At 65.7% G+C, this 23,957-nt stretch carries 20 protein-coding genes; 18 read left to right on the top strand and 2 right to left on the bottom strand.

All coding sequences use genetic code 11. The features are described from left to right. Positions 1-39: 39 nt before the first annotated feature. A complete protein-coding gene (gene queF / locus KHN96_RS12460; RefSeq protein WP_045785774.1) occupies positions 40-876 on the bottom strand; it encodes an NADPH-dependent 7-cyano-7-deazaguanine reductase QueF in 837 nt (278 codons plus the stop codon). Beyond that, positions 876-2,396 (bottom strand): threonine ammonia-lyase, biosynthetic, encoded by a 1,521-nt coding sequence (gene ilvA / locus KHN96_RS12455; protein ID WP_045785775.1) that lies wholly within the window; start codon positions 2,394-2,396, stop codon positions 876-878. The genes queF and ilvA overlap by 1 nt, the downstream gene beginning before the upstream one ends. A 133-nt stretch (positions 2,397-2,529) precedes the next feature. Here ilvA and KHN96_RS12450 point away from each other — a divergent pair, with 133 nt between their 5' ends. The 18 genes from KHN96_RS12450 to nudB all read left to right on the top strand — a co-directional run bounded on the left by KHN96_RS12450 (position 2,530) and on the right by nudB (position 23,956). Continuing rightward, positions 2,530-3,456, top strand: a complete 927-nt coding sequence (locus tag KHN96_RS12450) for an ion channel (RefSeq protein WP_062739080.1) — start codon at positions 2,530-2,532, stop codon at positions 3,454-3,456. A gap of 31 nt (positions 3,457-3,487) precedes the next feature. After that, entirely contained in the window at positions 3,488-4,735 is a 1,248-nt protein-coding gene (locus KHN96_RS12445; protein WP_062739079.1) for a nucleoside recognition domain-containing protein, read from the top strand. Positions 4,736-4,792: 57 nt separating this feature from the next. After that, positions 4,793-5,374 carry a YqaA family protein gene (locus tag KHN96_RS12440; protein ID WP_062739078.1) on the top strand — a complete coding sequence of 194 codons (582 nt, stop codon included), beginning with the start codon at positions 4,793-4,795 and terminating at the stop codon, positions 5,372-5,374. A gap of 198 nt (positions 5,375-5,572) precedes the next feature. Further along, positions 5,573-9,610: a DUF3683 domain-containing protein gene (locus KHN96_RS12435; RefSeq protein ID WP_062739077.1), complete on the top strand. Its 4,038-nt coding sequence runs from the start codon at positions 5,573-5,575 to the stop codon at positions 9,608-9,610. Next, a complete protein-coding gene (locus tag KHN96_RS12430; protein ID WP_062739076.1) occupies positions 9,607-10,059 on the top strand; it encodes an HIT family protein in 453 nt (150 codons plus the stop codon). Before KHN96_RS12435 ends, KHN96_RS12430 begins: the two co-directional genes overlap by 4 nt. A 97-nt stretch (positions 10,060-10,156) precedes the next feature. Further along, the gene (locus tag KHN96_RS12425) at positions 10,157-12,001 is read left to right on the top strand and encodes an ABC transporter ATP-binding protein/permease (protein WP_062739075.1); all 1,845 of its coding nucleotides are present in this window, start codon (positions 10,157-10,159) and stop codon (positions 11,999-12,001) included. A gap of 34 nt (positions 12,002-12,035) precedes the next feature. Continuing rightward, a complete protein-coding gene (locus tag KHN96_RS12420) occupies positions 12,036-12,452 on the top strand; it encodes a gamma-butyrobetaine hydroxylase family protein (protein ID WP_045785782.1) in 417 nt (138 codons plus the stop codon). Between the two features lie 54 nt (positions 12,453-12,506). After that, on the top strand, positions 12,507-13,238 hold the full coding sequence (ubiE, locus tag KHN96_RS12415) for a bifunctional demethylmenaquinone methyltransferase/2-methoxy-6-polyprenyl-1,4-benzoquinol methylase UbiE (RefSeq protein WP_062739074.1): 732 nt from the start codon (positions 12,507-12,509) through the stop codon (positions 13,236-13,238). Positions 13,239-13,365: 127 nt separating this feature from the next. Further along, the gene (locus tag KHN96_RS12410; RefSeq protein WP_181817389.1) at positions 13,366-14,412 is read left to right on the top strand and encodes a TIM44-like domain-containing protein; all 1,047 of its coding nucleotides are present in this window, start codon (positions 13,366-13,368) and stop codon (positions 14,410-14,412) included. A 126-nt stretch (positions 14,413-14,538) separates the two neighbouring features. Then, positions 14,539-15,195, top strand: coding sequence for a ubiquinone biosynthesis accessory factor UbiJ (locus KHN96_RS12405; RefSeq protein ID WP_045785785.1), 657 nt, complete (start codon positions 14,539-14,541; stop codon positions 15,193-15,195). Further along, positions 15,192-16,769, top strand: coding sequence for a ubiquinone biosynthesis regulatory protein kinase UbiB (gene ubiB / locus KHN96_RS12400; protein ID WP_045785786.1), 1,578 nt, complete (start codon positions 15,192-15,194; stop codon positions 16,767-16,769). Before KHN96_RS12405 ends, ubiB begins: the two co-directional genes overlap by 4 nt. A gap of 20 nt (positions 16,770-16,789) precedes the next feature. Next, positions 16,790-17,419 carry a class I SAM-dependent methyltransferase gene (locus KHN96_RS12395; RefSeq protein WP_062739073.1) on the top strand — a complete coding sequence of 210 codons (630 nt, stop codon included), beginning with the start codon at positions 16,790-16,792 and terminating at the stop codon, positions 17,417-17,419. Between the two features lie 222 nt (positions 17,420-17,641). Further along, on the top strand, positions 17,642-19,081 hold the full coding sequence (locus KHN96_RS12390) for a high affinity choline transporter 1 (RefSeq protein ID WP_115043824.1): 1,440 nt from the start codon (positions 17,642-17,644) through the stop codon (positions 19,079-19,081). 246 nt (positions 19,082-19,327) lie between these two features. Continuing rightward, on the top strand, positions 19,328-19,663 hold the full coding sequence (locus tag KHN96_RS12385; RefSeq protein ID WP_045787758.1) for an FmdB family zinc ribbon protein: 336 nt from the start codon (positions 19,328-19,330) through the stop codon (positions 19,661-19,663). 31 nt (positions 19,664-19,694) lie between these two features. After that, positions 19,695-20,432 (top strand): DUF502 domain-containing protein, encoded by a 738-nt coding sequence (locus KHN96_RS12380; RefSeq protein WP_045785789.1) that lies wholly within the window; start codon positions 19,695-19,697, stop codon positions 20,430-20,432. Positions 20,433-20,530: 98 nt separating this feature from the next. Then, on the top strand, positions 20,531-22,357 hold the full coding sequence (gene aspS, locus KHN96_RS12375) for an aspartate--tRNA ligase (RefSeq protein ID WP_045787759.1): 1,827 nt from the start codon (positions 20,531-20,533) through the stop codon (positions 22,355-22,357). Between the two features lie 149 nt (positions 22,358-22,506). Beyond that, positions 22,507-23,373: a hypothetical protein gene (locus KHN96_RS12370; RefSeq protein ID WP_181817421.1), complete on the top strand. Its 867-nt coding sequence runs from the start codon at positions 22,507-22,509 to the stop codon at positions 23,371-23,373. 97 nt (positions 23,374-23,470) lie between these two features. Then, complete coding sequence (gene nudB, locus KHN96_RS12365; RefSeq protein WP_045787760.1) at positions 23,471-23,956, top strand: dihydroneopterin triphosphate diphosphatase; 486 nt, start codon at positions 23,471-23,473, stop codon at positions 23,954-23,956. Position 23,957 lies beyond the last annotated feature (1 nt).

Raw genomic sequence — 23,957 nt, 5'->3', positions numbered from 1 at the left:
GCCCGAAGGCGCCTGGCGTGTCTTGCGCAGCGTCAGCGCTTACTGACGTGCGTTGCGCAGGTTATCGGGCCACGGCGTATTGGTGTTCGTGCGGAACGGGTTGATGTCGAGCCCGCCGCGCCGCGTATAGCGGGCATACACGGCCAGCTTGACCGGCCGGCACTGGCGCAGGATGTCGGTAAAGATGCGTTCCACGCATTGCTCGTGGAACTCGTTGTGCTCGCGGAACGAGATCAGGTACTTGAGCAGCCCTTCCTGGTTGATCGGCGCACCCACGTAGCGGATCTGCACGCTGCCCCAATCCGGCTGGCCCGTCACCAGGCAGTTCGACTTGAGCAGGTGCGAGACCAGCGTTTCTTCCACCGGGCTTTCGTTCCCGTCGGCCTGCAGCAGTTCGGGAGCGGGCTGGTAGATGTCGGTTTCGATGTCCAGCCGATCAAGCAGCAGGCCGTCGAGCTCACCCATCTTCTGCCGCGCAAACTCCTCCTGCGGCACGATGCGCACCTGCACCGGCGCGCCGCACGCCTCCGACAGATCGTGGTGGATCAACTGCTGCAGCGCTTCGTGCGAAGCTACCTTCGTCTGGTTGAACGAGTTCAGGTAGAGCTTGAACGACTTCGATTCTACGATGTTGGGCGAATCCGCCGGCACGATCACCGTGCCCACCGCCACCTGCGGCTTGCCCTTGAGGTTCAGCCAAGACAGCTCATACAGGTTCCACAGGTCTACGCCAAAGAAGGGCAGGGCGGTGCCGGCGGGCAGGCCGATCTCGTCGCGCTTGCCCTGGCGCGGAATGGGAAAGAGCAGGCTCGGGTCGTATTCCGTCTTGTAAGCGGAGGTCTTGCCCAGCGGCGAATGTTCGGGTTGGTTGTGCATCACAAAAACAGGCTGTAGACGGGGTTTTCGCTCTCGTCCCAATAGGTATAGCCGAGCGTGGCGAGGAACGCCTTGAACTCGCGCTTCTCGTTCTTCGGCACCTGGATGCCGACGAGGATGTTGCTCGAGTCCGCCCCCTGGTTCCGGTAATGGAACAGACTGATGTTCCAGTTCGGGCTCATGCTCGAGAGGAACTTCATCAGCGCGCCCGGCCGCTCGGGGAATTCAAAGCGATACAGCAGTTCGTTCTCGGCGAGCGGCGAGCGCCCGCCCACCATGTAGCGGATGTGCTGCTTGGCGAGTTCGTCGTTCGAGAGGTCCAGCGTCGGGAATCCGTGCTTGCGGAAGTTCTCGGCGATCTTGTCGCCCTCTGCGCGCGACGCAATTTGCACGCCCACGAAGATGTGCGCGGCGTCCTTGCTGGCAATGCGGTAGTTGAACTCCGTCACGTTGCGCGACCAGCCGACCAGCTCGCAGAAGCGCTTGAAGCTGCCGCGCTCTTCCGGAATCGTCACGGCAAACACGGCTTCGCGCGCCTCGCCCACTTCGGCGCGCTCGGCCACGAAGCGCAGGCGGTCGAAGTTCATGTTCGCGCCGCTGGCCACGGCCACCAGCGATTCGTTCTTCAGCTTGCTCTGTTCGGCGTACAGCTTCAGGCCCGCGATGGCAAGCGCGCCCGACGGCTCCAGCAGGCTGCGCGTGTCCTGGAACACATCCTTGAGCGCCGCGCAGATCGCATCGGTGTCCACGGTGAGGATCTCGTCGACGAGTTCGCGCGTCAGGCGGAAGGTCTCCTTGCCCACCAGCTTGACGGCCGTGCCATCGGCAAACAGGCCCACGTCCTTCAGTTCGACGCGCTTGCCGGCGGCCACCGAGCGCGCCATCGCATCGGACTCGACGCTCTGCACGCCGATCACCTTGATGTCCGGCCGCACGGCCTTGACGTACGCCGCGATGCCCGAGATCAGCCCCCCGCCCCCGATCGCGCAGAAGATCGCATGGATCGGCTGCGGATGCTGGCGCAGGATCTCCATGGCGATGGTGCCCTGGCCGGCGATGACTTCCGGGTCGTCGAACGGGTGCACGAAGGTGTAGCCGTGCTTTTCCTGCAGCTTGACGGCGTGGTTGTAGGCGTCGGAGTAGCTCTCGCCGTGCAGCACGACCTCGACCCAATCGCCGCCGCGCGACCGCACGCCGTCGATCTTGAGCTGCGGCGTCGTCACGGGCATGCAGATGATCGCCTTGCATTCCATGCGCGCCGCGCTGAAGGCGACCCCCTGGGCATGGTTGCCCGCCGATGCCGTAATCACCCCGCGCTTGCGCTCGGCCGGCGTGAGCGAGGCCATCTTGTTGTAGGCGCCGCGCAGCTTGAACGAGAACACCGGCTGGTCATCCTCGCGCTTGAGGTAGACGCGGTTGCCGGTGCGCGCCGACAGGTTCGGCGCGAACTTGAGCTCGGTTTCCTGCGCGACGTCATAGACCTTCGCGGTCAGGATTTTCTTGAGGTAATCGATGGCCATGGTGCGGACCGGGTTGGACTTGGGGATAGCCCGTAAGCCTATCATGCGTCGCCTTGCCGGCCGGGCGGGGTGCTGGGTACACTGCCCCGGCCGCGCCACAGGGGTGCGGCTCCCCATCGGCGCGAGGCTCCCCATGCATACCCCGTCGTCTTCCTCCAAGCGTTCCAGGCCACGCCGGGGCCGCAAGATCTGGTCGGGCACGCAGCACGTCATTGCGTACGGCATGCCGCCGCTGGGCTGGCGCGACGTCTACCACCACGCGCTGGAAGTGAATTGGCCGACCTTCTTTGCGTTGCTGGCCACGATGTTCCTGGCGCTCAACGCGGTGTTTGCCGGGTTGTATTCGCTCGGCGATGCATCCATCGCGAACCAGTCGCCGCCGGGCTTCCTTGGGGCGTTCTTCTTCAGCGTCGAGACGCTCGCCACCGTCGGCTACGGCGACATGCACCCGCAGACGGTGTACGCCCACATCATCGCGACGCTGGAGATCTTCATTGGCATGTCGGGCATCGCCATGGCGACGGGGCTGGTGTTTGCGCGGTTTTCGCGCCCGCGGGCCAAGATCCTGTTTGCCCGCCATCCGGTCGTGCGCACCATCAACGGCACGCCCACGCTGATGCTCCGCGCGGCGAATGCGCGTCAGAACGTCATTGCGGAGGCCACGGCACGGCTGCGGCTGATGCAGGACGAACGCTCGCCGGAAGGCTATTCCATCTACAAGATCCGCGACCTCAAGCTCGAGCGCAGCGAGCATCCGATCTTCCTGCTCGGCTGGGTCATGATGCACGTCATCGACGAGACCAGCCCCTTGTACAACGCCACGGCGGAATCGCTCGCCGCCGTGGACGCCCTGCTATTGCTCACGATCGAAGGCGCTGACGAGACGGCCGCGCAGACCGTCCAGGCGCGCCATTCGTGGCGGCACGACGCGATCCGCTGGAATCATCGCTATCTCGACCTGATTCACGAAGAAGACGGCGTGACCACGGTTGACTACGACAACTTCCACAAGATCGAGCCGATCGGCACCCCGGCCGAGGCGCCGCCGCAGGCACAATGAGCGCCTCGTCGGCTTTCAACGCGCAACTCCCGTGGCTCTCAACCTCGTCTGGCTCGGCTTTTTCCTCATCGCCTTCGTCACCGCGTGCGTGCAGGTCGTGCTGGGCGACATGGAGGTCTTCTCCCGCATGCTGACCGGCATGTTCGATGCCGCGCGCACCGGCTTCGAAATCGCCATCGGCCTGACCGGCATGATGGCGCTGTGGCTCGGCATCATGCGCGTGGGCGAGCGCGCCGGCGTGGTCGATCTGTTTGCGCGGCTCGTGAACCCGCTGATGCGGCACCTGTTTCCGTCCGTGCCCGCCGGCCACCCGGCCAACGGCGCGATGATGATGAACGTGTCGGCCAACGTGCTGGGGCTGGACAACGCCGCCACGCCCCTCGGCCTGCAGGCGATGCGCGAGCTGCAGCAGATCAATCCGCAGCCGCAGCGCGCCAGCGATGCGCAACTGATGTTCGTGGTGCTCAACACGGCCGGGGTGACGCTGGTGCCGACCTCCGTCATCGCCATCCGCCAGGCCATGGCGGTCAAGCAGGGCCTGGTCGGCTTCAATGCGGCGGACATTTTCCTGCCGACGCTGTTGTCCACGTTCATCGGCTTCTGCGCAGGCATTGCGGCCGTGGCGTGGTATCAGCGCATCAACCTGTTCAAGCCGGCGCTGCTGGCGTACTTTGGCGGCTTTGTCGCGGTGATGGGCTTGCTGTTTGCGTGGCTGCGCCAGTTTCCGCCGCAGCAGATGGCCGCGTGGATCGGCCTGATCGGCGCGGGGGCCATCCTCACCATCGTGGTGGCGTTCCTGGCGTGTGGGGCAATTCGCCGCATCAATGTCTACGAGACCTTCGTGGACGGCGCGAAAGACGGCTTCCAGGTGGCGATCGGCATCGTCCCGTACCTCGTGGCGGTGCTGGTCGGCATTGCGGTGTTCCGCGCGGCGGGCTGCATGGATTTCCTGATGCAGGGGCTCTCCGCGCTGTTCTCGCACCTCGGTATCGACACGCGCTTCGTGCCGGCGCTGCCCGTCGGCATCATGAAGACGCTCTCGGGGGCCGGCGCCCGGGGCCTGATGGTCGACGTGATGACGACCTACGGCGTGGATTCCTTCCAGGGCAGGCTGGCCGCCATCATCCAGGGCTCGACCGAGACCACGTTCTACGTGCTGGCCGTGTACTTCGGCAGCGTCGGCATCAAGGACACGCGCTACGCGCTGGCGTGCGGGCTGTGGGCCGACCTGATCGGGCTGGTCGGCGCGGTTCTGGTCGCGTATCTGTTCTTCGCCTGACGGGTCAGGGCGACTCCGGGGCGGCGTGTGCGCTGCACGCCCACTACAATCGACCGCATGGAACAGTGGATCGACACGCTTTTTGCCACCCTTGCCCTGCCCAAGGTCGGGCTGCCCGCCATCTTCGTCGTCAGCTTCATCTCGGCGACGCTGTTGCCGCTGGGGTCTGAACCGGCCGTCTTCGCTTACATCAAGCTCAATCCCGAGATGTTCTGGCCGGCCGTCATCGTTGCGACGCTGGGCAATACGCTGGGCGGTGCGGTCGATTGGTGGATGGGCTATGCGGCCAAGCTCGCGCTGGTGCGCATCCACCTGGCGCGCCGTCGTCGCGAGCACAACGCCGAGCACGCCCACCACGTGCCGCACCCCAAGCGCCACCGCGCGCCCCCGCTCGACAAGAGGTATTTCCGCTGGATGCGCCGCATCGGGCCGGTGTCGCTGCTGGTGTCGTGGCTGCCGGGCATCGGCGATCCGCTCTGCACGCTCGCCGGGTGGCTGCGGCTGCGTTTCTGGCCCAGCGTCATGTACATGGCCATCGGCAAATTCCTGCGCTACCTCGTCATGACGACGGCGCTGCTGACCCTGCCGGACGGCTTCTGGCACGGCATCCTCGGCTGGATCAAGACCCTCCTGATGTGACGTTTGCGTGGTGCAGGCTCCACTCGGTTGCGGCCACACTTTTCGCAAGCCATTGAAAACGCGGCGGTTTTCGCGCCCATGCGACCGGCAGGGATACCGTTGTTGCAACGCATCAACGGTGAACCTTGCAGTACAATCGCGCTTTAAAGACCGCGCGGCCGACACCTGCTTTGCCGCGCTCCCTCCCCGCGGCTCGCCATGAACGCCCCACTTCTGATCGACGCCAAACTCGCGGCGCAGGACGCTGCGCCCCGGCTGCGCGAGATTCCCTACAACTACACCTCGTTCTCGGATCGGGAAATCGTCATCCGTCTGCTGGGTGAGTCTGCGTGGCAGATACTCGACGAGCTGCGCGGCGAGCGTCGCACCGGCCGATCGGCGCGCATGCTGTACGAAGTGCTGGGCGACATCTGGGTGGTGCGTCGCAACCCGTATCTGCAGGACGACCTGCTCGACAACCCGAAGCGCCGCCAGATGCTGATCGACGCACTCAATCACCGCCTGGCGGAGATCGAGAAGCGCCGCGTGGCCGACCACGATTCGCATCACGACCCCGAAGGCGATGAGCGCGCCAAGAAGGTCGAGCAGCTCGTCGTGCACGCGCGCCGCGCCGTCAAGGCGTTCCAGGAAGAATTCGCCCAGGTGTACGACCTGCGCCGCCGCGCGCAGAAAGTGCTCGGCCGCGTGACGGCCAAGGACAACATCAAGTTCGACGGCCTGTCGCGCGTGTCGCACGTGACGGACGCCACCGACTGGCGCGTGGAATACCCGTTCGTGGTGCTCACGCCCGACACGGAAGAAGAGATCGCCGGCATCGTCAAGGGCTGCTTCGAGCTCGGGCTGACCATCATTCCGCGCGGAGGCGGCACCGGCTACACGGGCGGCGCCGTGCCGCTCACGCCGTTCTCGGCCGTCATCAATACCGAAAAGCTCGAGCGTCTGGACGCAGTCGAGATGACCGACCTGCCGGGCGTCGACCACCCCGTGCCGACCATCTATTCGGGCGCCGGCGTGGTCACGCGCCGCGTGGCCGATGCGGCGGAAAAGGCCGGCCTCGTGTTCGCCGTGGACCCGACCTCGATCGACGCTTCGTGCATCGGCGGCAACGTGGCCATGAACGCAGGCGGCAAGAAGGCCGTGCTGTGGGGCACCGCGCTGGACAACCTCGCCTGGTGGCGCATGGTTGACCCGGACGGCAACTGGCTCGAAGTCCAGCGCCTCAATCACAACCTCGGCAAGATCCACGATGCGCCGGTCGTCACGTTCGAGCTGAAGTGGTTCGACGGCAATGCGCCCCTCGGCGCCAAGCTGCTGCGCACCGAGACGCTCACCATCGAAGGCCGCAAGTTCCGCAAGGAAGGCCTTGGCAAGGACGTCACCGACAAGTTCCTGGCCGGCCTGCCCGGCGTGCAGAAGGAAGGCTGCGACGGCATCATCACCAGCGCGCGCTGGATCCTGCACCGCATGCCGAAGTCGATCCGCACCGTGTGCCTGGAGTTCTTCGGCCAGGCGCGTGACGCGATCCCGAGCATCGTCGAAATCAAGGATTACCTCGACGCCGAGACCAAGAAGCCCGGCGGCGCGATCCTCGCGGGCCTGGAACACCTGGACGAGCGCTACCTGCGCGCGGTCGGCTACGCCACCAAGAGCAAGCGCAACGCGTTCCCGAAGATGGTATTGATCGGTGACATCGTCGGCGACGACGATGACGCCGTGGCGCGCGCCACCTCCGAAGTGATCCGCCTGGCCAACGGCAAGAGCGGCGAAGGCTTCGTGGCCGTGAGCCCCGAGGCGCGCAAGAAGTTCTGGCTCGACCGCTCGCGCACGGCCGCGATTGCCAAGCACACCAACGCCTTCAAGATCAACGAAGACGTGGTGATTCCGCTCAACCGCATGGGCGAGTACACCGACGGCATCGAGCGCATCAACATCGAGCTGTCGATCAAAAACAAGCTCAAGCTGGCCGACGCGCTGCAGGACTTCTTCGCGCGCGGCGACCTGCCGCTGGGCCGCACCGACGACGCCAACGAGATCCCGAGCGCCGAACTGCTGGAAGACCGCGTCCAGCAGGCCCAGCAACTGGTGCGTGCCACGCGCGCCCGCTGGCAGTACCTGCTCGACCATCTCGACACGCCGGTGAACACGGTGCGCGCCAGCCTGATTGGCCTCGGGCTCGGCTATCTCGCGCAGACCATCGACGAGCGCCTCGAGACGCAGCCCGACGCGAACCTGTTCCACCTGCTGCAGGACCGCACGATCCGCGTGTCGTGGAAGGCCGAGATCCGCGCCGAGCTGCGCAAGATCTTCAACGGCGGCGAGTTCAAGCCGATCCTCGACGAGGCGCAGGCGATCCACAAGCAGGTGCTGCGCGGCCGCGTGTTCGTGGCGCTGCACATGCACGCCGGCGACGGCAACGTGCACACCAACATCCCCGTCAACTCGGACGACTACGACATGCTGCAGGACGCCCACAAGGCGGTGGCCCGCATCATGACGCTGGCGCGTTCGCTGGACGGTGTGATTTCGGGCGAGCACGGCATCGGCATCACCAAGCTGGAGTTCCTGACCGACGACGAGATCGCGGACTTCGCCGCCTACAAGCGCCGCGTCGATCCGAACGGCCGCTTCAACAAGGGCAAGCTGCTGCGCGACATCAACGACCCGCAGGCGATCGCCGCCGACTTGCGCAACGCCTATACGCCGTCGTTCGGCCTGATGGGGCACGAGTCGATCATCATGCAGCAGAGCGACATCGGCGCCATCTCGGAATCGATCAAGGACTGCCTACGCTGCGGCAAGTGCAAGCCGGTGTGCGCCACGCATGTGCCGCGCGCCAATCTGCTGTACAGCCCGCGCAACAAGATCCTCGCCACGTCGCTGCTCATCGAGGCCTTCCTGTACGAAGAGCAGACGCGCCGCGGCGTGTCGATCAAGCACTGGGAAGAGTTTGCCGACGTGGGCGACCACTGTACCGTGTGCCACAAGTGCGTGACGCCGTGCCCAGTCAAGATCGACTTCGGCGATGTGTCGATGAACATGCGCAACCTGCTGCGCAAGATGGGGCAGAAGAAATTCAACCCCGGCACCGCAGCAGCGATGTTCTACCTGAACGCGACCAATCCCGAGACGATCAACCTCACCCGCAAGGTGATGTTCGACTGGGGCTACAAGGCGCAGCGTCTGGGCAATGACATCCTGAAGAAGTTCGCCAGGAAGCAGACCGCGCATCCGCCCGCCACGGTGGGCAGGCCGCCGGTGCGCGAGCAGGTGATCCACTTCATCAACAAGAAGATGCCGGGCAACCTGCCCAAGAAGACCGCGCGCGCGTTGCTGGACATCGAGGACAACGAGATCGTCCCGATCATCCGCAACCCCAAGGTCACCACGCCGGATAGCGAGGCGGTCTTCTACTTCCCGGGTTGCGGCTCGGAGCGCCTGTTCTCGCAGGTGGGCCTGGCCACGCAGGCGATGCTGTGGCATGCCGGCGTGCAGACCGTGCTGCCGCCGGGCTACCTGTGCTGCGGTTATCCGCAGCGCGGCACTGGCCAGTTCGACAAGGCCGAGAAGATCGTCACCGACAACCGCGTGCTGTTCCACCGCGTGGCCAACACGCTCAACTACCTCGACATCAAGACGGTGGTGGTGAGCTGCGGCACCTGCTACGACCAGCTCGCGGGGTATGAATTCGACAAGATCTTCCCGGGCTGCCGGATCATCGACATTCACGAATATCTGCTGGAGAAGGGCGTGAAGATCGACGGTGTGCAAGGCACGCGGTACATGTACCACGACCCCTGCCACACCCCGATCAAGACGATGGACCCCACCAAGCTGGTCAACCAGCTGATGGGCGGCAACATCGGCGCCGATGGCCAGACCCGGGCGATCGAGAAGAACGACCGCTGCTGCGGCGAGTCGGGCACGCTGGCGATCTCGCGCCCCGACATTTCCACGCAGGTCCGCTTCCGCAAGGAAGAAGAGATGCAGAAGGGCGCCGACAAGCTTCGCAGTCTCGGCCAGACCGCAGGCCAGGGCGGCGAGGCGTTCAACGGCGACGTGAAGATCCTCACGAGCTGCCCGGCATGTCTGCAGGGCCTGTCGCGCTACACCGAAGATGTTTCGGTGCAGGCCGACTACATCGTGGTCGAGATGGCGCGTCACGTGCTCGGTGAAACCTGGCTGCAGGACTACGTCGCGCAGGCCAACGCCGGCGGCATCGAGCGGGTTCTGGTGTGACGGCTGCGACGACCGGCGAAGGGGCGCCCGGCTGCGCATTGTGCGAGACCGATGGCGGCGAGCCCGTCTGGCGCAATGCCCGGGCGCGCGTGGTGCTGGTCGAGCATGCGCGCTTTCCGGGCTTTTGCCGCGTCATCTGGAACGACCACGTCGCCGAGCAGACCGACCTGCCCGACGCCGATCGCCACTGGCTGATGGAAGTCGTGGCGCGCGTGGAGCGCGTGCTGCGCGCCGAGCTGGTGCCGGACAAGATCAACCTTGCCAGCTTCGGCAACTTCGTGCCGCACCTCCACTGGCACGTCATCCCACGCTACCGGTGGGACACGCACTTTCCAGAAGCCGTGTGGGGGCCGGCGCAGCGCGAGCCGGATGCCGCGCGCCTGGCAGACATCACCGCCAGGCTGCCAGCGCTGTCGTACGCCCTGCAATCGGCGCTCGCCGACGTTTGAGCGTCCGGCGTCGGCTACGCGTCGCCATCGTCCTGCGCGGAACCCGCCGGCCGCGCAGATCGTCAGATTCCTTTTCTGTCGTGTCACAGCCCTCGCCATGACGACACCGCGCACCGCCGCCACCGCCGATTCCCGCAAGGATTCCATCGCCGAGCTGAATGTCCACCACGGCCGGCTGAACCTGTCCGAGACGTGGAAGCTCATCCGCCCGTACTGGTTTTCGGAAGACCGCCACAAGGCCTGGGGGCTGCTTGCGCTGGTGATCGGCCTGAACCTGTTCCTCGTCTACATGAACGTCCTGTTCACGGACTGGAACCGGCTCTTCTACAACGCCCTGGAGCAGAAGAACTACGGCGAGTTCTGGATACAGCTGGGGCGTTTTTCGTGGATCGCCGCGTTGCTGATCATCGGCTCCATCATGCGGCTGTACTACTCGATGATGCTGCAGATGCGCTGGCGGACGTGGATCACCGGCAGCTTCCTCGATGACTGGCTCGGCAAGCAGGCGTTCTACCGCCTGGAGCAAACGCACAGCGCGGACAACCCCGACCAGCGGATTGCCGATGACCTGCGCACCTTCACCGATGCGACGCTCACGCTGGCGCTCGGCTTCCTGAATTCCGCCGTCACGCTGGTGTCGTTCTTCGGCATCCTGTGGGCGGTGTCGGGGCCGCTGGCGTTCAGTCTGGGGGGGCACGATTTCGTGATTCCGGGCTACATGGTCTGGTTTGCGCTGCTGTACTCGATCGTGGGCTCGGTCATCATCCACTTCGTGGGGCGGCCACTGATCGGGCTGTCGTTCCAGCAGGAGCGTTACGAGGCGTACTTCCGCTTCCTGCTCGTGCGCGTGCGCGAGAACAGCGAGAGCATCGCGCTCTACCGCGGCGAGCCGACCGAAAAAGCCATTCTCCGTGGCCGTTTCGAGCGTATCCGTGCCAACTGGAACCAGTTGATGGACTACACGCGGCGTCTCACGTTTGCGAGCTCCGGCTATGCGCAGTTCGCCATCATCTTTCCGTTTCTGGTTTCGGCGCCGCGCTACTTTGGCGGCACGCTCACGCTGGGCGGCATGATGCAGGTCGCCACCGCGTTCGGGCAGGTGCAGGATGCGATGTCGTGGTTCGTCACCAACTACCGCACGCTGGTGACATGGAAAGCCTCCACGAACCGTCTGATCGAATTCCAGCGCGCCATCCGCGCCGCCGAGCGGGAAGAGGAACGCCGAGCCGGGGTGCGCGATGTCGAGGTCGAAACCGCTGCCGTGCCCGCCATCGAGGCCCACGGCCTCGCGCTGAACCTGCCGAACCGCGCACCCGAAGACCTGCTCGTCGAGCCGTTTGACATGACGATCGGGCGCAGCGAACGCGTGCTCGTCAACGGCCCCTCCGGCTGCGGCAAAAGCACGCTCGTGCGCGCCGTGGCCGGCATCTGGCCGTACGGCACCGGTCGCATCGAGGTTCCTGAGGGCGCGCGCGTGCTGTTCTTGCCGCAGCGCAGCTACCTGCCCTCGGGCACGCTGGCCGATGCGCTGTCGTATCCCGATCTCGCCACGCAGTACACCGCCGAGCGCCTGGAGCAGGTGCTCACCGCGTGCCGTCTGCCAGGGCTGGTCGGCCTGCTAGACGAGGTCAGCAACTGGAGCCTGCGCCTGTCGCCGGGCGAACAGCAGCGCCTGGCCTTTGCGCGCGCGCTGCTGCAGCGTCCCGACTACCTGTTCCTGGACGAGGCCACCAGCGCACTCGACGAAGACACCGAGGCGTTCATGTACAGCCTCCTCCTCGAATCGATGCCCGATGTGACGATCGTCAGCGTGGCGCACCGCAGCACCGTGGCTCGGTTCCACCATCGCCGTCTGCGCTACATCCCCGAGGGCGACCTGTTGACTGCGGTAAGCTATCGGGTCGTGGAGGAGCCTGCGCACGTGGCGCTCGCGGCTTCCTAGTACATCGTTCTTACGCAATCAACGAGACGTTTTCATGGCCGGACTGTCCGCCGACACCCCGCACCCGACCGGCATCACGGTGCATACGCAATCGCGCGTGCTCGAGATCGCCTTTGCCGACGGCAAGCACTTCAGGCTGCCCTTCGAGTATCTGCGCGTGCTGTCGCCGTCTGCCGAAGTGCAGGGGCACGGGCCCGGCCAGGAAGTGCTGCAGACCGGCAAGCGCGATGTCGGCATCGTGGGGGTGGAGCCGGTCGGCAACTATGCGATACGGCCGCTGTTCTCCGACGGCCACGATTCCGGCATCTACGACTGGGCGTACCTGTATCGCCTGGGCGTAGAGCAAGACGCGCTGTGGCAGGCGTATCTCGATCGCCTCGCTGCAGCCGGCCTGGACCGTGACGCGCCGATGGCACCGAACGCCGGGCACGCCTGCGGGCACAGCCACTGATTTCCGATTCACTTCGCAGCGCCTGCGCGCTGCATCTGCATCTCTTTTTCCGTCATGAGCCAAACCCACTTCGGATTTCAGCAGGTCGACGAGCGCGAGAAGGCCAGCAAGGTCGCCGGCGTGTTCCATTCCGTCGCGAGCAAGTACGACGTGATGAACGACCTGATGTCCGGCGGCCTGCACCGCGTGTGGAAGATGTTCACCATCGCCCAGGCAGCGGTACGCCCCGGCTACAAGGTGCTGGACATCGCCGGCGGCACGGGCGACCTGGCCAAGGCGTTCGCGCGCCAGGCAGGCCCCACCGGTGAGGTGTGGCTGACCGACATCAACGAGTCCATGCTGCGCGTCGGCCGCGACCGCCTGCTCGATGCCGGCGTCCTGACTCCGACCGCGCTGTGCGACGCGGAGCACATTCCCTTTCCAGATGCTTACTTCGACGTAGTGACAGTGGCATTCGGCTTGCGCAACATGACGCATAAGGATCGGGCGCTCGCAGAGATGCGCCGCGTGGTCAAGCCCGGTGGCAAGGTCATGGTGCTCGAGTTCTCGAAGGTGTGGCAGCCGCTGGAAAAGGCCTACGACGTGTATTCGTTCAAGGTCCTGCCGTGGCTGGGCAGCAAGGTGGCGGGCGACGCCGAGAGCTATCGGTATCTGGCGGAGTCCATCCGCATGCACCCGGACCAGGAAACGCTCAAGCAGATGATGGAACAGGCCGGATTGGACTCGGTCGAATACTTCAATCTGACGGCGGGGGTCGTGGCACTGCACGTTGGCCGTCGGCTCTAAGCCGCTTTCGTTGTCCACCGGACGGGCGATGCAGCGCGCTGCGGCGATATGCCACGATCCTTCACATTGAATTCGGCATGGACGTCTTCATCTAATGGCGTCACTGCCTATTGGAGAGAAGACAGCGATGAGTTTGCACTGGGGTGGAAAATTGATGGCGGGCGCGCTGGTTGCGACGCTCGCATTTGGCACGGCGCTGGACGCCAACGCCAAGCGCATGGGCGGCAGCCGCAGCGTCGGCAAGCAGTCGTCCACCGTGACACAGCGCCAGCAGACACCGCCGGCTACCACGCCGTCGCCCACGCAGCAGGCGGCACCGGCGGCGCAGCCGTCGCCGGCGGCACCGGCTCCGGCAGCGCCTGCGGCCAAGCCGGGGCGTAACTGGGGCGGTATGCTGGGCGGCCTCGCTGCCGGCCTGGGCCTCGGTTATCTGCTGTCGAAGTTCGGTCTGGGCGCTGGCCTCGCCTCATTCCTGTCGAACCTGATCCTGATTGCCCTGATCGCCTTCGTGGTGATGTGGATCATCCGCAAGGTGCGCGGCAGCCGTCCGCAAGGTCCGGCCTACGCCACGGGTGGCCCGTCGCTGGGCGGCGACCGCGAGCCGTACGTGCCGCAATCTTCCGCTCCGGCCCCGCAGGCTTCCACGCCGGTGGCTTCGTCGCTGAACACCGGCAACACGTCGGGCCTGGGTGCAGGCGCACCGACGGCTGCCCAATCCTGGAACCTGGGCGGCCCCGCCGAGCCGGCGCTCAACGCGCAGCCTGCCGCTGCCGCTGCCGCACCGCAGCAGCCGTGGGGCGTGCCCGCTGATTTCGACACGCAGGCGTTCCTGCGCAACGCCAAGGTCTACTTCATCCGCCTGCAGGCCGCATGGGATGCCGGCAACCTGAACGACATCCGCGAGTTCACGACGCCGGAGATGTTTGCCGAGATCAAGATGGATCTGGCCGATCGTGGTGCCGCGCCGAACAAGACCGACGTGATTTCGGTCGAGGCGGAGTTGCTTGGCATCGAGACGCAGGCGAGCGAGTACCTGGCCAGCGTGCGGTTCTCGGGCATGATCCGCGAAGAAGCCAACGCGCCGGCGCAGCCGTTCGCCGAGGTGTGGAACCTGTCCAAGCCCACGCAAGGTGCCGGCGGCTGGGTGCTGGCTGGCATCCAGCAGTTGCAGTGATGCGGTGACGACTTGAAGCGGCGCGAACGGCCGTTTCACCATTGCCCGTAAAATAGGGCCCGACCGACCGGTTCGGGCCCTTTTTGCTGCCCGTCGGCTAGCCCGCTTCCTGCGTTTCACCACTGCATGTCATCGACAGCCTCCTCGTCTCCGTTTCCGTCCGTGCTGATGCAGCCGTTGCTGCTTGCGCTCAATCACCTGCTGCGTCAGGAGCCTTGGGCCCAGGAGATGCTACGGCCGTTTGCGGGCCGCGCGGCCCAATTCGATCTGGCGCCCCTGTCGATCACGCTGCAGGTGGACGCGGCCGGCCTGGTGATCGCGCCGGCGGCCGATGTCGAACCCGCCGTGACGGTGGTGGTGCCGCTTGCAGCCGCGGCCAGCGATTACGCCACCGGCGGCCAGGCGGCTGTGCTCAAGCATGTGCGCATCGACGGTGAAGCGGAGTTCGCCAACGCGCTCTCGACGCTGCTGCGAAACCTGCGCTGGGATGCGGCGGAAGATCTGTCGCGGGTCTTCGGCGACGTGATCGCGCAGCGCATGGTGAGCGGTGCCCAGGCTGCGCGCATCGAGGCCGCCCGCGTCGGCCGTTCGTTGGCGGAATCGGTTGCGTCGTACCTGACCGATGAGCGACCCACGCTCGTCCGACACGCGCGCCTGGCGCAGTTTGCCGCCGACGTGGCCGCGCTGCGCGATGCCGAGGCGCGGCTCGCCAAGCGCCTGGAACGGCTCGAGGCACGTTCGCGCCCCGCAGCCGAGATGCGACGTCGGGGTGAATTGGCATGACGCGTCTCCTTCGGCTGGGCAAGATCGTCTTCGTCATCCTGTACTACGGGCTGGATCAGCTCGCACTGTCGGGTTTCAAGAGCCGTCGCATCCGCGCGCTGGTCTGGCTGCTGACGCTCGGCCGCAAGCCGAAGCGCCCGCGTGGCGAGCGTCTGCGGCTGGCGCTCGAGCAGCTCGGTCCGATCTTCGTGAAGTTCGGGCAGGTGCTGTCGACGCGGCGTGACTTGCTGCCGCCCGATGTGGCCGACGAACTGGCCAAGCTGCAGGACCGCGTGCCGCCGTTCGACCCCAAGGTGGCGGCGGCCATCGTCGAGAAGTCGCTGGGCAAACCGCTGTCGGCGCTGTTCCATCGCTTTGACCATCATCCGGTGGCAAGCGCATCGATTGCGCAGGTGCATTTCGCGACGTTGCGCGGTGGCCCGTGCGATGGCCGGGAGGTCGCCGTCAAGGTGTTGCGCCCGGGCATGTTGCCGGTCATCGACAGCGATCTCGCCCTCATGCGGGACCTGGCCACGTGGATGGAAAAACTGTGGGCCGACGCCAAGCGCCTCAAGCCACGCGAGGTCGTCGCCGAGTTCGACAAGTACCTGCACGACGAGCTGGACCTGATGCGCGAGGCGGCCAACGCCAGCCAGCTGCGCCGCAACTTCGCCAAGTCGGATCTGCTGCTGGTGCCCGAGGTGTTCTGGGACTGGTGCACGTCGGAAGTCTTTGTGATGGAGCGCATGCACGGCGTGCGCATTTCGCACACCGAAGAGCTGCGCGCGGCCGGCGTGGACATGCACAAGCTCGCGCGCGACGGCGTGGAGATCTTCTTCACGCAGGTCTTCCGCGACGGTTTCTTCCACGCCGACATGCACCCCGGCAACATCCTCGTGAGTGTGGCGCCCGAGACGCTGGGTCGCTATATCGCGCTGGATTTCGGCATCGTCGGCGCGTTGTCGGAGTTCGACAAGAACTACCTCGCCCAGAACTTCCTGGCGTTCTTCCAGCGCGACTACCATCGCGTCGCGGTGCTGCACATCGAGTCAGGCTGGGCGCCGGAAGAGACCCGCGTCGAGGAACTGGAAGGCGCCATCCGCGCGTGCTGCGAGCCGTATTTCGACCGGCCGCTCGGCGAGATCTCGCTGGGCCTCGTGCTGATGCGTTTGTTCCAGACCTCGCGCCGCTTCAACGTGGAGGTGCAGCCGCAGCTCGTCCTGCTGCAGAAGACGCTGCTCAACGTGGAAGGCCTCGGCCGCCAGCTCGATCCGGATCTCGACCTGTGGAAGACCGCCAAGCCCTTCCTCGAGCGCTGGATGCACGAGCAGGTCGGCTGGCGCGGCTTTGTCGACCGCCTGAAGGTGGAAGCACCACAGTGGGCCAACAAGCTGCCCGACTTCCCGCGCCTGATGCACCAGATCCTGGATCGCCACGCGCGCGACGACGGCCATGCGCAGACGGCGGCGCTGACTGCGCTGCTGGCCGAACAGCGGCGCACCAATCGCTTGCTGTCGGCGGCGCTGCTGTTCGTCGGCGGTTTTGCCGTCGGCATCATCGCCACGCACGTGTTGGCGTGGCTGGCCCGGCATTGATCCCTGATCCTCGCGCTGCCATGGCTGAACCGCCCGTCTTCCAAACCCGCGACGCCGCCGACCCGGCCTTCTGGGACGAGCGCTTCAGCCGCGGGCACACGCCCTGGGACGCCCGCGGCGTGCCAAACGCGTTTCGGCAATTTTGCGAGGCGCAGCCCACGCCGCTTTCTACGCTGATTCCCGGTTGCGGCAATGCCTACGAGGCCGGGTGGCTCGCCGAGCGCGGCTGGCCGGTCACCGCGATTGATTTTGCACCGAGTGCCGTGGCGTCCGCCCAGGCCATCCTCGGCCCGCACGCCGATGTGGTGGAGCTGGCCGATTTCTTCCGCTTTGCGCCGCGCCGTCCGGTGCAGTGGATTTACGAACGCGCGTTTCTGTGCGCCATGCCGCGCCGGCTCTGGCCCGGCTACGCCGCGCAGGTCGCAGCGCTTCTGCCGCCAGGCGGCTTGCTGGCCGGGTTTTTTGCCGTGGTCGAGGGCAGGGAGGCCGTGCCCAAGGGGCCGCCGTTCGAAACCACGCAGCCCGAACTGGACGCGCTGCTCTCGCCGAGCTTCGAACGCATCAGCGACACGCCGATCGCCGAAACCGAGTCGATTCCGGTCTTTGCGGGACGTGAGCGCTGGCAGGTCTGGCGGCGCCGCGCCGACTGAACGGCAACGCGGCGGGTCTGGCTGTTGGTGCAAAGCAACATAGGCGCCGGTCCGAAAAAAGCCTGCCGCCGCCCGTCGCGGGGCCCTGCGTAAAAAAACAGCAAAACGCCGGCATTCGTGGTCGCACCAATGCCCCGGCGCACAGTCCCATCGCTATAATCCCGCCATTTCGCCCGGCGCCCCTGGCCGCCGATGGGATTTCCAGCCTCTTTCGCGCGTGCCATGCTGATCTGGTTTGTCATTATTTACTGGGTGATTTCGGTCGGGATCGGCCTATGGGCCGCGCTGCGCGTGCGCAATACCGCCGACTTTGCCGTGGCCGGGCGCAGTCTGCCGTTCTATGTCGTGACCGCCACGGTGTTCGCTACCTGGTTCGGTTCCGAAGCTGTGCTGGGCATCCCCGCAGAGTTTCTCAAGGACGGCCTCCATGGCGTGGTGGCGGACCCGTTCGGTTCATCGCTGTGCCTGGTGCTGGTGGGCTTGTTCTTTGCCAAGCCGCTGTACCGGATGAACCTGCTCACCATTGGCGACTTCTACCGCAACCGCTTTGGGCGCCTGGCAGAGACGCTCACCACCCTGTGCATTGTCGTGTCGTACCTGGGCTGGGTGGCGGCGCAGATCAAGGCGCTCGGCCTGGTGTTCTATACGGTGTCGGACGGCGCGGTCTCGCAGGAGCTGGGCATGATGATCGGCGCGGGCAGCGTGCTGGTGTACACGTTGTTCGGCGGCATGTGGTCGGTGGCGGTGACTGACTTCATCCAGATGATCATCATCGTGATCGGCATGCTGTACATCGGCTGGGAAGTGTCGGGCCAGGCCGGCGGCGTCGGCACCGTGGTGGCGCACGCGGCGGCTTCGGGCAAGTTCTCCTTCTGGCCATCGCTCAATCCCATCGAGATCATCGGGTTTGCAACGGCGTGGATCACCATGATGCTCGGCTCGATCCCGCAGCAGGACGTGTTCCAGCGCGTCACGTCCTCGCGCACGGAGCGCATTGCCGGAGCCGCTTCGGTGCTGGGCGGCGTGCTGTATTTCATGTTCGCGTTCGTGCCGATGTTCCTGGCGTACTCGGCCACGCTGATCGACCCCGAGATGGTCAAGCAGTACATCGAAAAGGACTCGCAGCTGATCCTGCCCAACCTGGTGCTGCAGCATGCGCCTGTATTTGCGCAGGTGATGTTCTTCGGTGCGCTGCTCTCGGCCATCAAGAGCTGCGCGAGCGCGACGCTGCTTGCACCGTCGGTCACATTCGCCGAAAACGTGCTGCGCCCGCTGCTCCCGAACATGGAGGACAAGCGCTTCCTGCGCGTGATGCAGGCCGTGGTCCTCACGTTCACCGTGCTGGTGACGCTCTTTGCGCTGAATTCGCACCTGTCGATCTTCCATATGGTCGAGAGCGCCTACAAGGTCACACTGGTGGCGGCGTTCGTGCCACTGGCCTTCGGCCTCTTCTGGAAGCGCGCGACGAAGCAGGGCGGCCTGCTAGCCATCGTCGTCGGTCTGGCGGTCTGGATCGGATGCGAGGTGTTCCATCCGGATGCGGCGCTTCCGCCACAGTTGGTCGGCTTGCTGGCCAGCCTGAGCGCCATGATCCTCGGCTCGCTGGGCCCGCAGTGGATCGAGAATCGCGCTCCGACCATCAACGCGGCCACGCAAAGCTGAGGCGGTTGCACGCGGCGTGTACGGTGTGCCACTTTATGGCGCGTGGCCATCGCCGGTTCTGCATGGGCGGTCGGGAATTTCCTCGAAAGGGTTTATAATTCAAGGCTTTGCGCGCCGGTACTTGCAATCGGCGCGTCTGCCCTGATCTTCCGCGAGCCTGTGCGCGTTCCGCGCCGTGTTCGTGCGTTGCGCAGGCATATTCTCCAATCGCTTTCTCGACTTCGTTTGTTTCAGGGTGAGGACACCATGCCGATCTATGCTTATCGATGCGACGCCTGCGGCCACGCCAAGGATGTGCTGCAGAAGATGAGCGACGCGCCGCTCACCGATTGCCCCGCCTGCGGTGCGCCGGCATTCAAGAAGCAGCTGACTGCCGCGGGCTTCCAGCTCAAGGGTTCGGGCTGGTATGTAACGGATTTCCGCGGCGGTTCGGGCGGCACGTCGGCTGCCGGCACGGGCGCCAAGACGGACGCCGCAGCGTCTGCCGCCGCGCCGGCGGCTTCGTCGGAGAGTGCGTCGTCGGCTGCCAGCGCCGCCCCGGCGGCCTCCGGCGGTTGCGGCACGTCGTGCGCGTGCCACTGAACGCGTCGCTCATCTCTCGGCCCGCCACTCCATGAAACAAAAAACCAGCGCACTCAAGACGTGGTTCCTGACCGGTCTTCTGGTGCTCGTCCCGCTTGCGATCACGCTGTGGGTGCTGTCACTCATCATCGGCACGATGGACCAGAGCCTGGCGCTGCTGCCGTCGGCCTGGCAGCCCGATCAGCTGTTCGGCCGGCGTATCCCCGGTGTGGGCGCGATCCTCACCCTGGCGTTCATCCTGATCGTCGGTGTGGCAGCGCACAATTTCATCGGCCAGAAGCTGGTGACGTGGTGGGAAGCGCTGGTGGGCCGCATTCCGGTGGTCGGCCCGATCTATTCGAGCGTGAAGCAGGTGTCCGACACGCTGCTGTCGTCCAACGGCAATGCGTTCCGCAAGGCGCTGCTGGTGCAGTACCCGCGCGAAGGGTCTTGGACGATCGCCTTCCTGACCGGCCGCCCTGGCGGGGATGTTGAAAACCACCTGCAAGGCGAGTACGTCAGCGTGTATGTGCCGACCACGCCGAACCCGACGTCGGGCTTCTTCCTGATGATGCCCAAGGCCGATACCATCGAGCTGGACATGACGGTGGATGCGGCGCTCAAGTACATCGTGTCGATGGGTGTGGTGGCGCCTGAAGCGTTGCCGCGCCGCATGGACCCGCCCGATGCCTCTCAACAGACGGAGGACCGGTCGCCGGCAGCATCGCCGCGCGACCCCTCGAATCCGACCGCGCTGCCCGATGCCGGCGGCGCCGTCTCAGCCCCTTGATCACGTATTCGGCCGGCAGCGCGCATCACCCTGCCAGCCTTCCTCAACTTTTCACGCGCGACGCTCTGTTGGCGGCGCGCTTCGCGGAAAACCACAACATGCAAATGCGTACTCAATACTGCGGTCAGGTCACCGAACAACTGCTCGGCCAGAGCGTCACGCTCTCGGGCTGGGCGCACCGCCGCCGCGACCACGGCGGGGTGATCTTCATCGACCTGCGCGACCGTGAAGGCCTGGTCCAGATCGTCTGCGACCCGGACCGCCCCGAGATGTTCAAGGTGGCCGAAGGCGTGCGCAACGAGTTCTGCCTGCAGGTGAAGGGGGTCGTGCGCGCCCGCCCGGAAGGCACCACGAACGCCAACCTGGCCAGCGGCAAGGTGGAGGTGCTGTGCCATGAACTGACGGTGCTGAATGCCTCCGTCACGCCGCCGTTCCAGCTCGACGACGACAACCTGTCGGAAACCACGCGCCTGACGCACCGCGTCCTGGATCTGCGCCGCCCGCAGATGCAGTACAACCTGCGCCTGCGCTACAAGGTCGCGATGGAAGTGCGCAAGTACCTCGATGCGCAGGGTTTCATCGACATCGAAACGCCGATGCTCACCAAGAGCACGCCCGAAGGCGCGCGCGATTACCTCGTGCCCTCGCGTGTGAACGCCGGTCAGTTCTTTGCGCTGCCGCAGTCACCGCAGCTGTTCAAGCAGATGCTGATGGTGTCGGGCTTCGACCGCTACTACCAGATCACCAAGTGCTTCCGCGACGAAGACCTGCGTGCCGACCGCCAGCCCGAGTTCACCCAGATCGACTGCGAGACCTCGTTCCTGGGCGAGCAGGAAATCCGCGACCTGTTCGAGGAGATGATCCGCACGGTGTTCAAGAACACCATGTCGGTCGAGCTGGACGCCAAGTTCCCGGTGATGGAGTTCCGCGAGGCGATGGCCCGTTTCGGCTCGGACAAGCCGGACCTGCGCGTCAAGCTGGAATTCACCGAGCTGACCGACGCCATGAAGGACGTCGACTTCAAGGTGTTCTCCGGCCCGGCCAACGCTGAAGGCGGCCGCGTGGTCGCACTGCGCGTGCCGGGCGGTGCTTCGCTGTCGCGCGGCGATATCGACGCGTACACCAAGTTCGTCGAAATCTACGGTGCCAAGGGCTTGGCCTGGATCAAGGTCAACGAAGTGGCCAAGGGCCGCGACGGCCTGCAATCGCCGATCGTGAAGAACCTGCACGACGCCGCCATCGCCGAGATCGTGAAGCGCAGCGGCGCACAGGATGGCGACATCCTGTTCTTCGGTGCCGACCGTGCCAAGGTCGTCAACGACGCCATGGGCGCGCTGCGCCTGAAGATCGGCCACTCGGAGTTCGGCAAGAGCAACGGCCTGTTCGAAGACGCCTGGAAGCCGCTGTGGGTGGTGGACTTCCCGATGTTCGAGTACGACGAGGAGGACGCGCGCTGGGTGGCGATGCACCATCCGTTCACGAGCCCGAAGGACGAGCATCTCGAATACCTCGAGACCGATCCGGGCAAGTGCCTGGCCAAGGCCTACGACATGGTCCTCAACGGCTGGGAAATCGGCGGCGGCTCGGTGCGGATCTTCCAGGAGGAAGTCCAGAGCAAGGTCTTCCGTGCCCTGAAGATCGGCGAGGAAGAGGCGCGTGCCAAGTTTGGCTTCCTGCTGGATGCGCTGCAATATGGCGCGCCTCCGCATGGTGGCATCGCGTTCGGCCTGGACCGCATCGTCACGATGATGGCCGGCGCCGATTCGATCCGCGATGTCATTGCCTTCCCGAAGACGCAGCGTGCGCAGGATCTGCTCACGCAGGCCCCGAGCCCGGTCGACGAGAAGCAACTGCGCGAACTGCACATCCGCCTGCGTGCCGCCGAGGGCAAGGTAGCTGCGCCGACGGCCGCAACGACCGCCTGACTGCCCGCGGGCTTTCACCTCAAGGCAACCGCGCCAGCCCGCAAGGGCGGCGCGGTTCGTTCTTTGTGCGGTGCCGACGCGGGAACATTGCATGCTGAACGCACTCTTTTTGTTGCAGTCACGCGGGGTGACAACGAAAGGAGACCGTTCTGATGGAATTCGTCGATTTTGTGCGCGTATGGGCGGCCGCGCATGCTGAACTTCTGCTCACCTGGCTGGTAGCCGCACTCGTGATGATGGCGCTGGCCTGGGTCGAACTGCGCCGCGCCACACGTCGCGCTGCCATGGCGATGACCGAGGCTGTCGCCACGACCGTCGCCGCATGTGTCCCCGACATTGCTGCAGCGGCGCAGGGCGCACATCCGGCCGGCACGATGCCCTCCGGCCCTTCCACGGCGCTGGCACAGGCGATGCGGGCCTTGAGCCTTCAATCCGCCGAGCGCATGCAGTGGCTGCATGCCGTCGCCAATCTTCGCCTGCCCGATACGGCGCTGCCCGCCGTCGCACCCGATTCGCCTGTGCATCCGATGGTGTACGACACGCCGCGGCCGCTGGCCGAGGCCTACCTCGCCGCCGAACGGCGGTTTGCCGACCATGCGCGCGCCCTGCTCGCCGAGCGCCGTGCCGTCCAGGCGCTGGAAGCCGCCGAGCGCGACGGCACCGGCGAGCTGCATCGTATCGAACGTGAAACATCCGTGATCGTGGAGCGCTTCGAGCAGGCCAATGCGCAATCGGAACAGACCGACGTGCAGCGTTTCCTTATCCAGAAGTTCAACGTGCTGGGCAATCGCGAGCGTGAGCTCACCGCGCAGCTTGCCGCGCTGCGGCAACAGCTTGCCGACCGCGCCCAGGCGCTGTGGGCCCAGTCGCAGCGGGCCGCGGAAGACTACGCGGCGGCCCTCGATCCGCTGCTGGCCGCGGCACGCCGCGAGCTTGGCCACGAAACCGCGGCGGACGACACGGCATTGTGGCTGGCCAGGGCACGTGCCGGCCAAGGCCCTTCGTCAGCCGCCTGATTGCCACGGCGCGCTGACCGTCAGGGTGGCACGCTTCTGGCTGCGGTAAGCTATGGCCCTGCGGCGCGTTCGCGCCGTGCACCGCAACGCCCCTGACATGCCGCACAAGATTCCCGTTTCCGTCCTCGTCGTCATCCACACGCCCGACCTGCATGTGTTGGTGATGGAGCGGGCGGACCACCCGGGCTTCTGGCAGTCGGTCACCGGCAGCTGCGACGCGCTGGACGAGCCCCTGGCCGAGACCGCCCGCCGCGAGGTGCTGGAGGAAACCGGCATCGATGCGGCCGGGCACCATCTGATCGACTGGGGCCACCACATCGAATACGAGATCTACCCGCACTGGCGGCACCGCTACGCGCCGGGCGTCACGCGCAATACCGAGCATTGGTTCGGGCTGCTGGTGAGCGGGAAGGTGCCGGTCCGGCTCTCGCCGCGTGAGCACCTGCAGGCCGAATGGCTGCCCTACGAAGACGCCGCCGCGCGCTGCTTCTCGCGCAGCAACGCCGAGGCCATCCTTCAGCTTCCGGAACGGCTGGCTGCCTACACCGCGCGGCGGGCCGCGCTCGTCAAGGATCAGGTGTGAC

Origin of the sequence: Ralstonia mannitolilytica (assembly GCF_905397375.1) — a bacterium.
Taxonomy (GTDB): domain Bacteria; phylum Pseudomonadota; class Gammaproteobacteria; order Burkholderiales; family Burkholderiaceae; genus Ralstonia; species Ralstonia mannitolilytica.
Note: the sequence above shows the minus strand (reverse complement) of the source record. Positions and strands in the feature narration are given on the sequence as shown.

What these genes read in the sequence shown, in the direction of transcription:
- ilvA (WP_045785775.1), bottom strand. Translation starts at nt 2,396, where the DNA reads ATGGCCATCGATTACCTCAAGAAAATCCTGACCGCGAAGGTCTATGAC.
- queF (WP_045785774.1), bottom strand. Translation starts at nt 876, where the DNA reads ATGCACAACCAACCCGAACATTCGCCGCTGGGCAAGACCTCCGCTTAC.
- nudB (WP_045787760.1), top strand. Translation starts at nt 23,471, where the DNA reads ATGCCGCACAAGATTCCCGTTTCCGTCCTCGTCGTCATCCACACGCCC.
- aspS (WP_045787759.1), top strand. Translation starts at nt 20,531, where the DNA reads ATGCAAATGCGTACTCAATACTGCGGTCAGGTCACCGAACAACTGCTC.
- ubiE (WP_062739074.1), top strand. Translation starts at nt 12,507, where the DNA reads ATGAGCCAAACCCACTTCGGATTTCAGCAGGTCGACGAGCGCGAGAAG.
- KHN96_RS12385 (WP_045787758.1), top strand. Translation starts at nt 19,328, where the DNA reads ATGCCGATCTATGCTTATCGATGCGACGCCTGCGGCCACGCCAAGGAT.
- KHN96_RS12425 (WP_062739075.1), top strand. Translation starts at nt 10,157, where the DNA reads ATGACGACACCGCGCACCGCCGCCACCGCCGATTCCCGCAAGGATTCC.
- KHN96_RS12395 (WP_062739073.1), top strand. Translation starts at nt 16,790, where the DNA reads ATGGCTGAACCGCCCGTCTTCCAAACCCGCGACGCCGCCGACCCGGCC.
- KHN96_RS12405 (WP_045785785.1), top strand. Translation starts at nt 14,539, where the DNA reads ATGTCATCGACAGCCTCCTCGTCTCCGTTTCCGTCCGTGCTGATGCAG.
- ubiB (WP_045785786.1), top strand. Translation starts at nt 15,192, where the DNA reads ATGACGCGTCTCCTTCGGCTGGGCAAGATCGTCTTCGTCATCCTGTAC.
- KHN96_RS12420 (WP_045785782.1), top strand. Translation starts at nt 12,036, where the DNA reads ATGGCCGGACTGTCCGCCGACACCCCGCACCCGACCGGCATCACGGTG.
- KHN96_RS12380 (WP_045785789.1), top strand. Translation starts at nt 19,695, where the DNA reads ATGAAACAAAAAACCAGCGCACTCAAGACGTGGTTCCTGACCGGTCTT.
- KHN96_RS12450 (WP_062739080.1), top strand. Translation starts at nt 2,530, where the DNA reads ATGCATACCCCGTCGTCTTCCTCCAAGCGTTCCAGGCCACGCCGGGGC.
- KHN96_RS12440 (WP_062739078.1), top strand. Translation starts at nt 4,793, where the DNA reads ATGGAACAGTGGATCGACACGCTTTTTGCCACCCTTGCCCTGCCCAAG.
- KHN96_RS12435 (WP_062739077.1), top strand. Translation starts at nt 5,573, where the DNA reads ATGAACGCCCCACTTCTGATCGACGCCAAACTCGCGGCGCAGGACGCT.
- KHN96_RS12410 (WP_181817389.1), top strand. Translation starts at nt 13,366, where the DNA reads ATGAGTTTGCACTGGGGTGGAAAATTGATGGCGGGCGCGCTGGTTGCG.
- KHN96_RS12390 (WP_115043824.1), top strand. Translation starts at nt 17,642, where the DNA reads ATGCTGATCTGGTTTGTCATTATTTACTGGGTGATTTCGGTCGGGATC.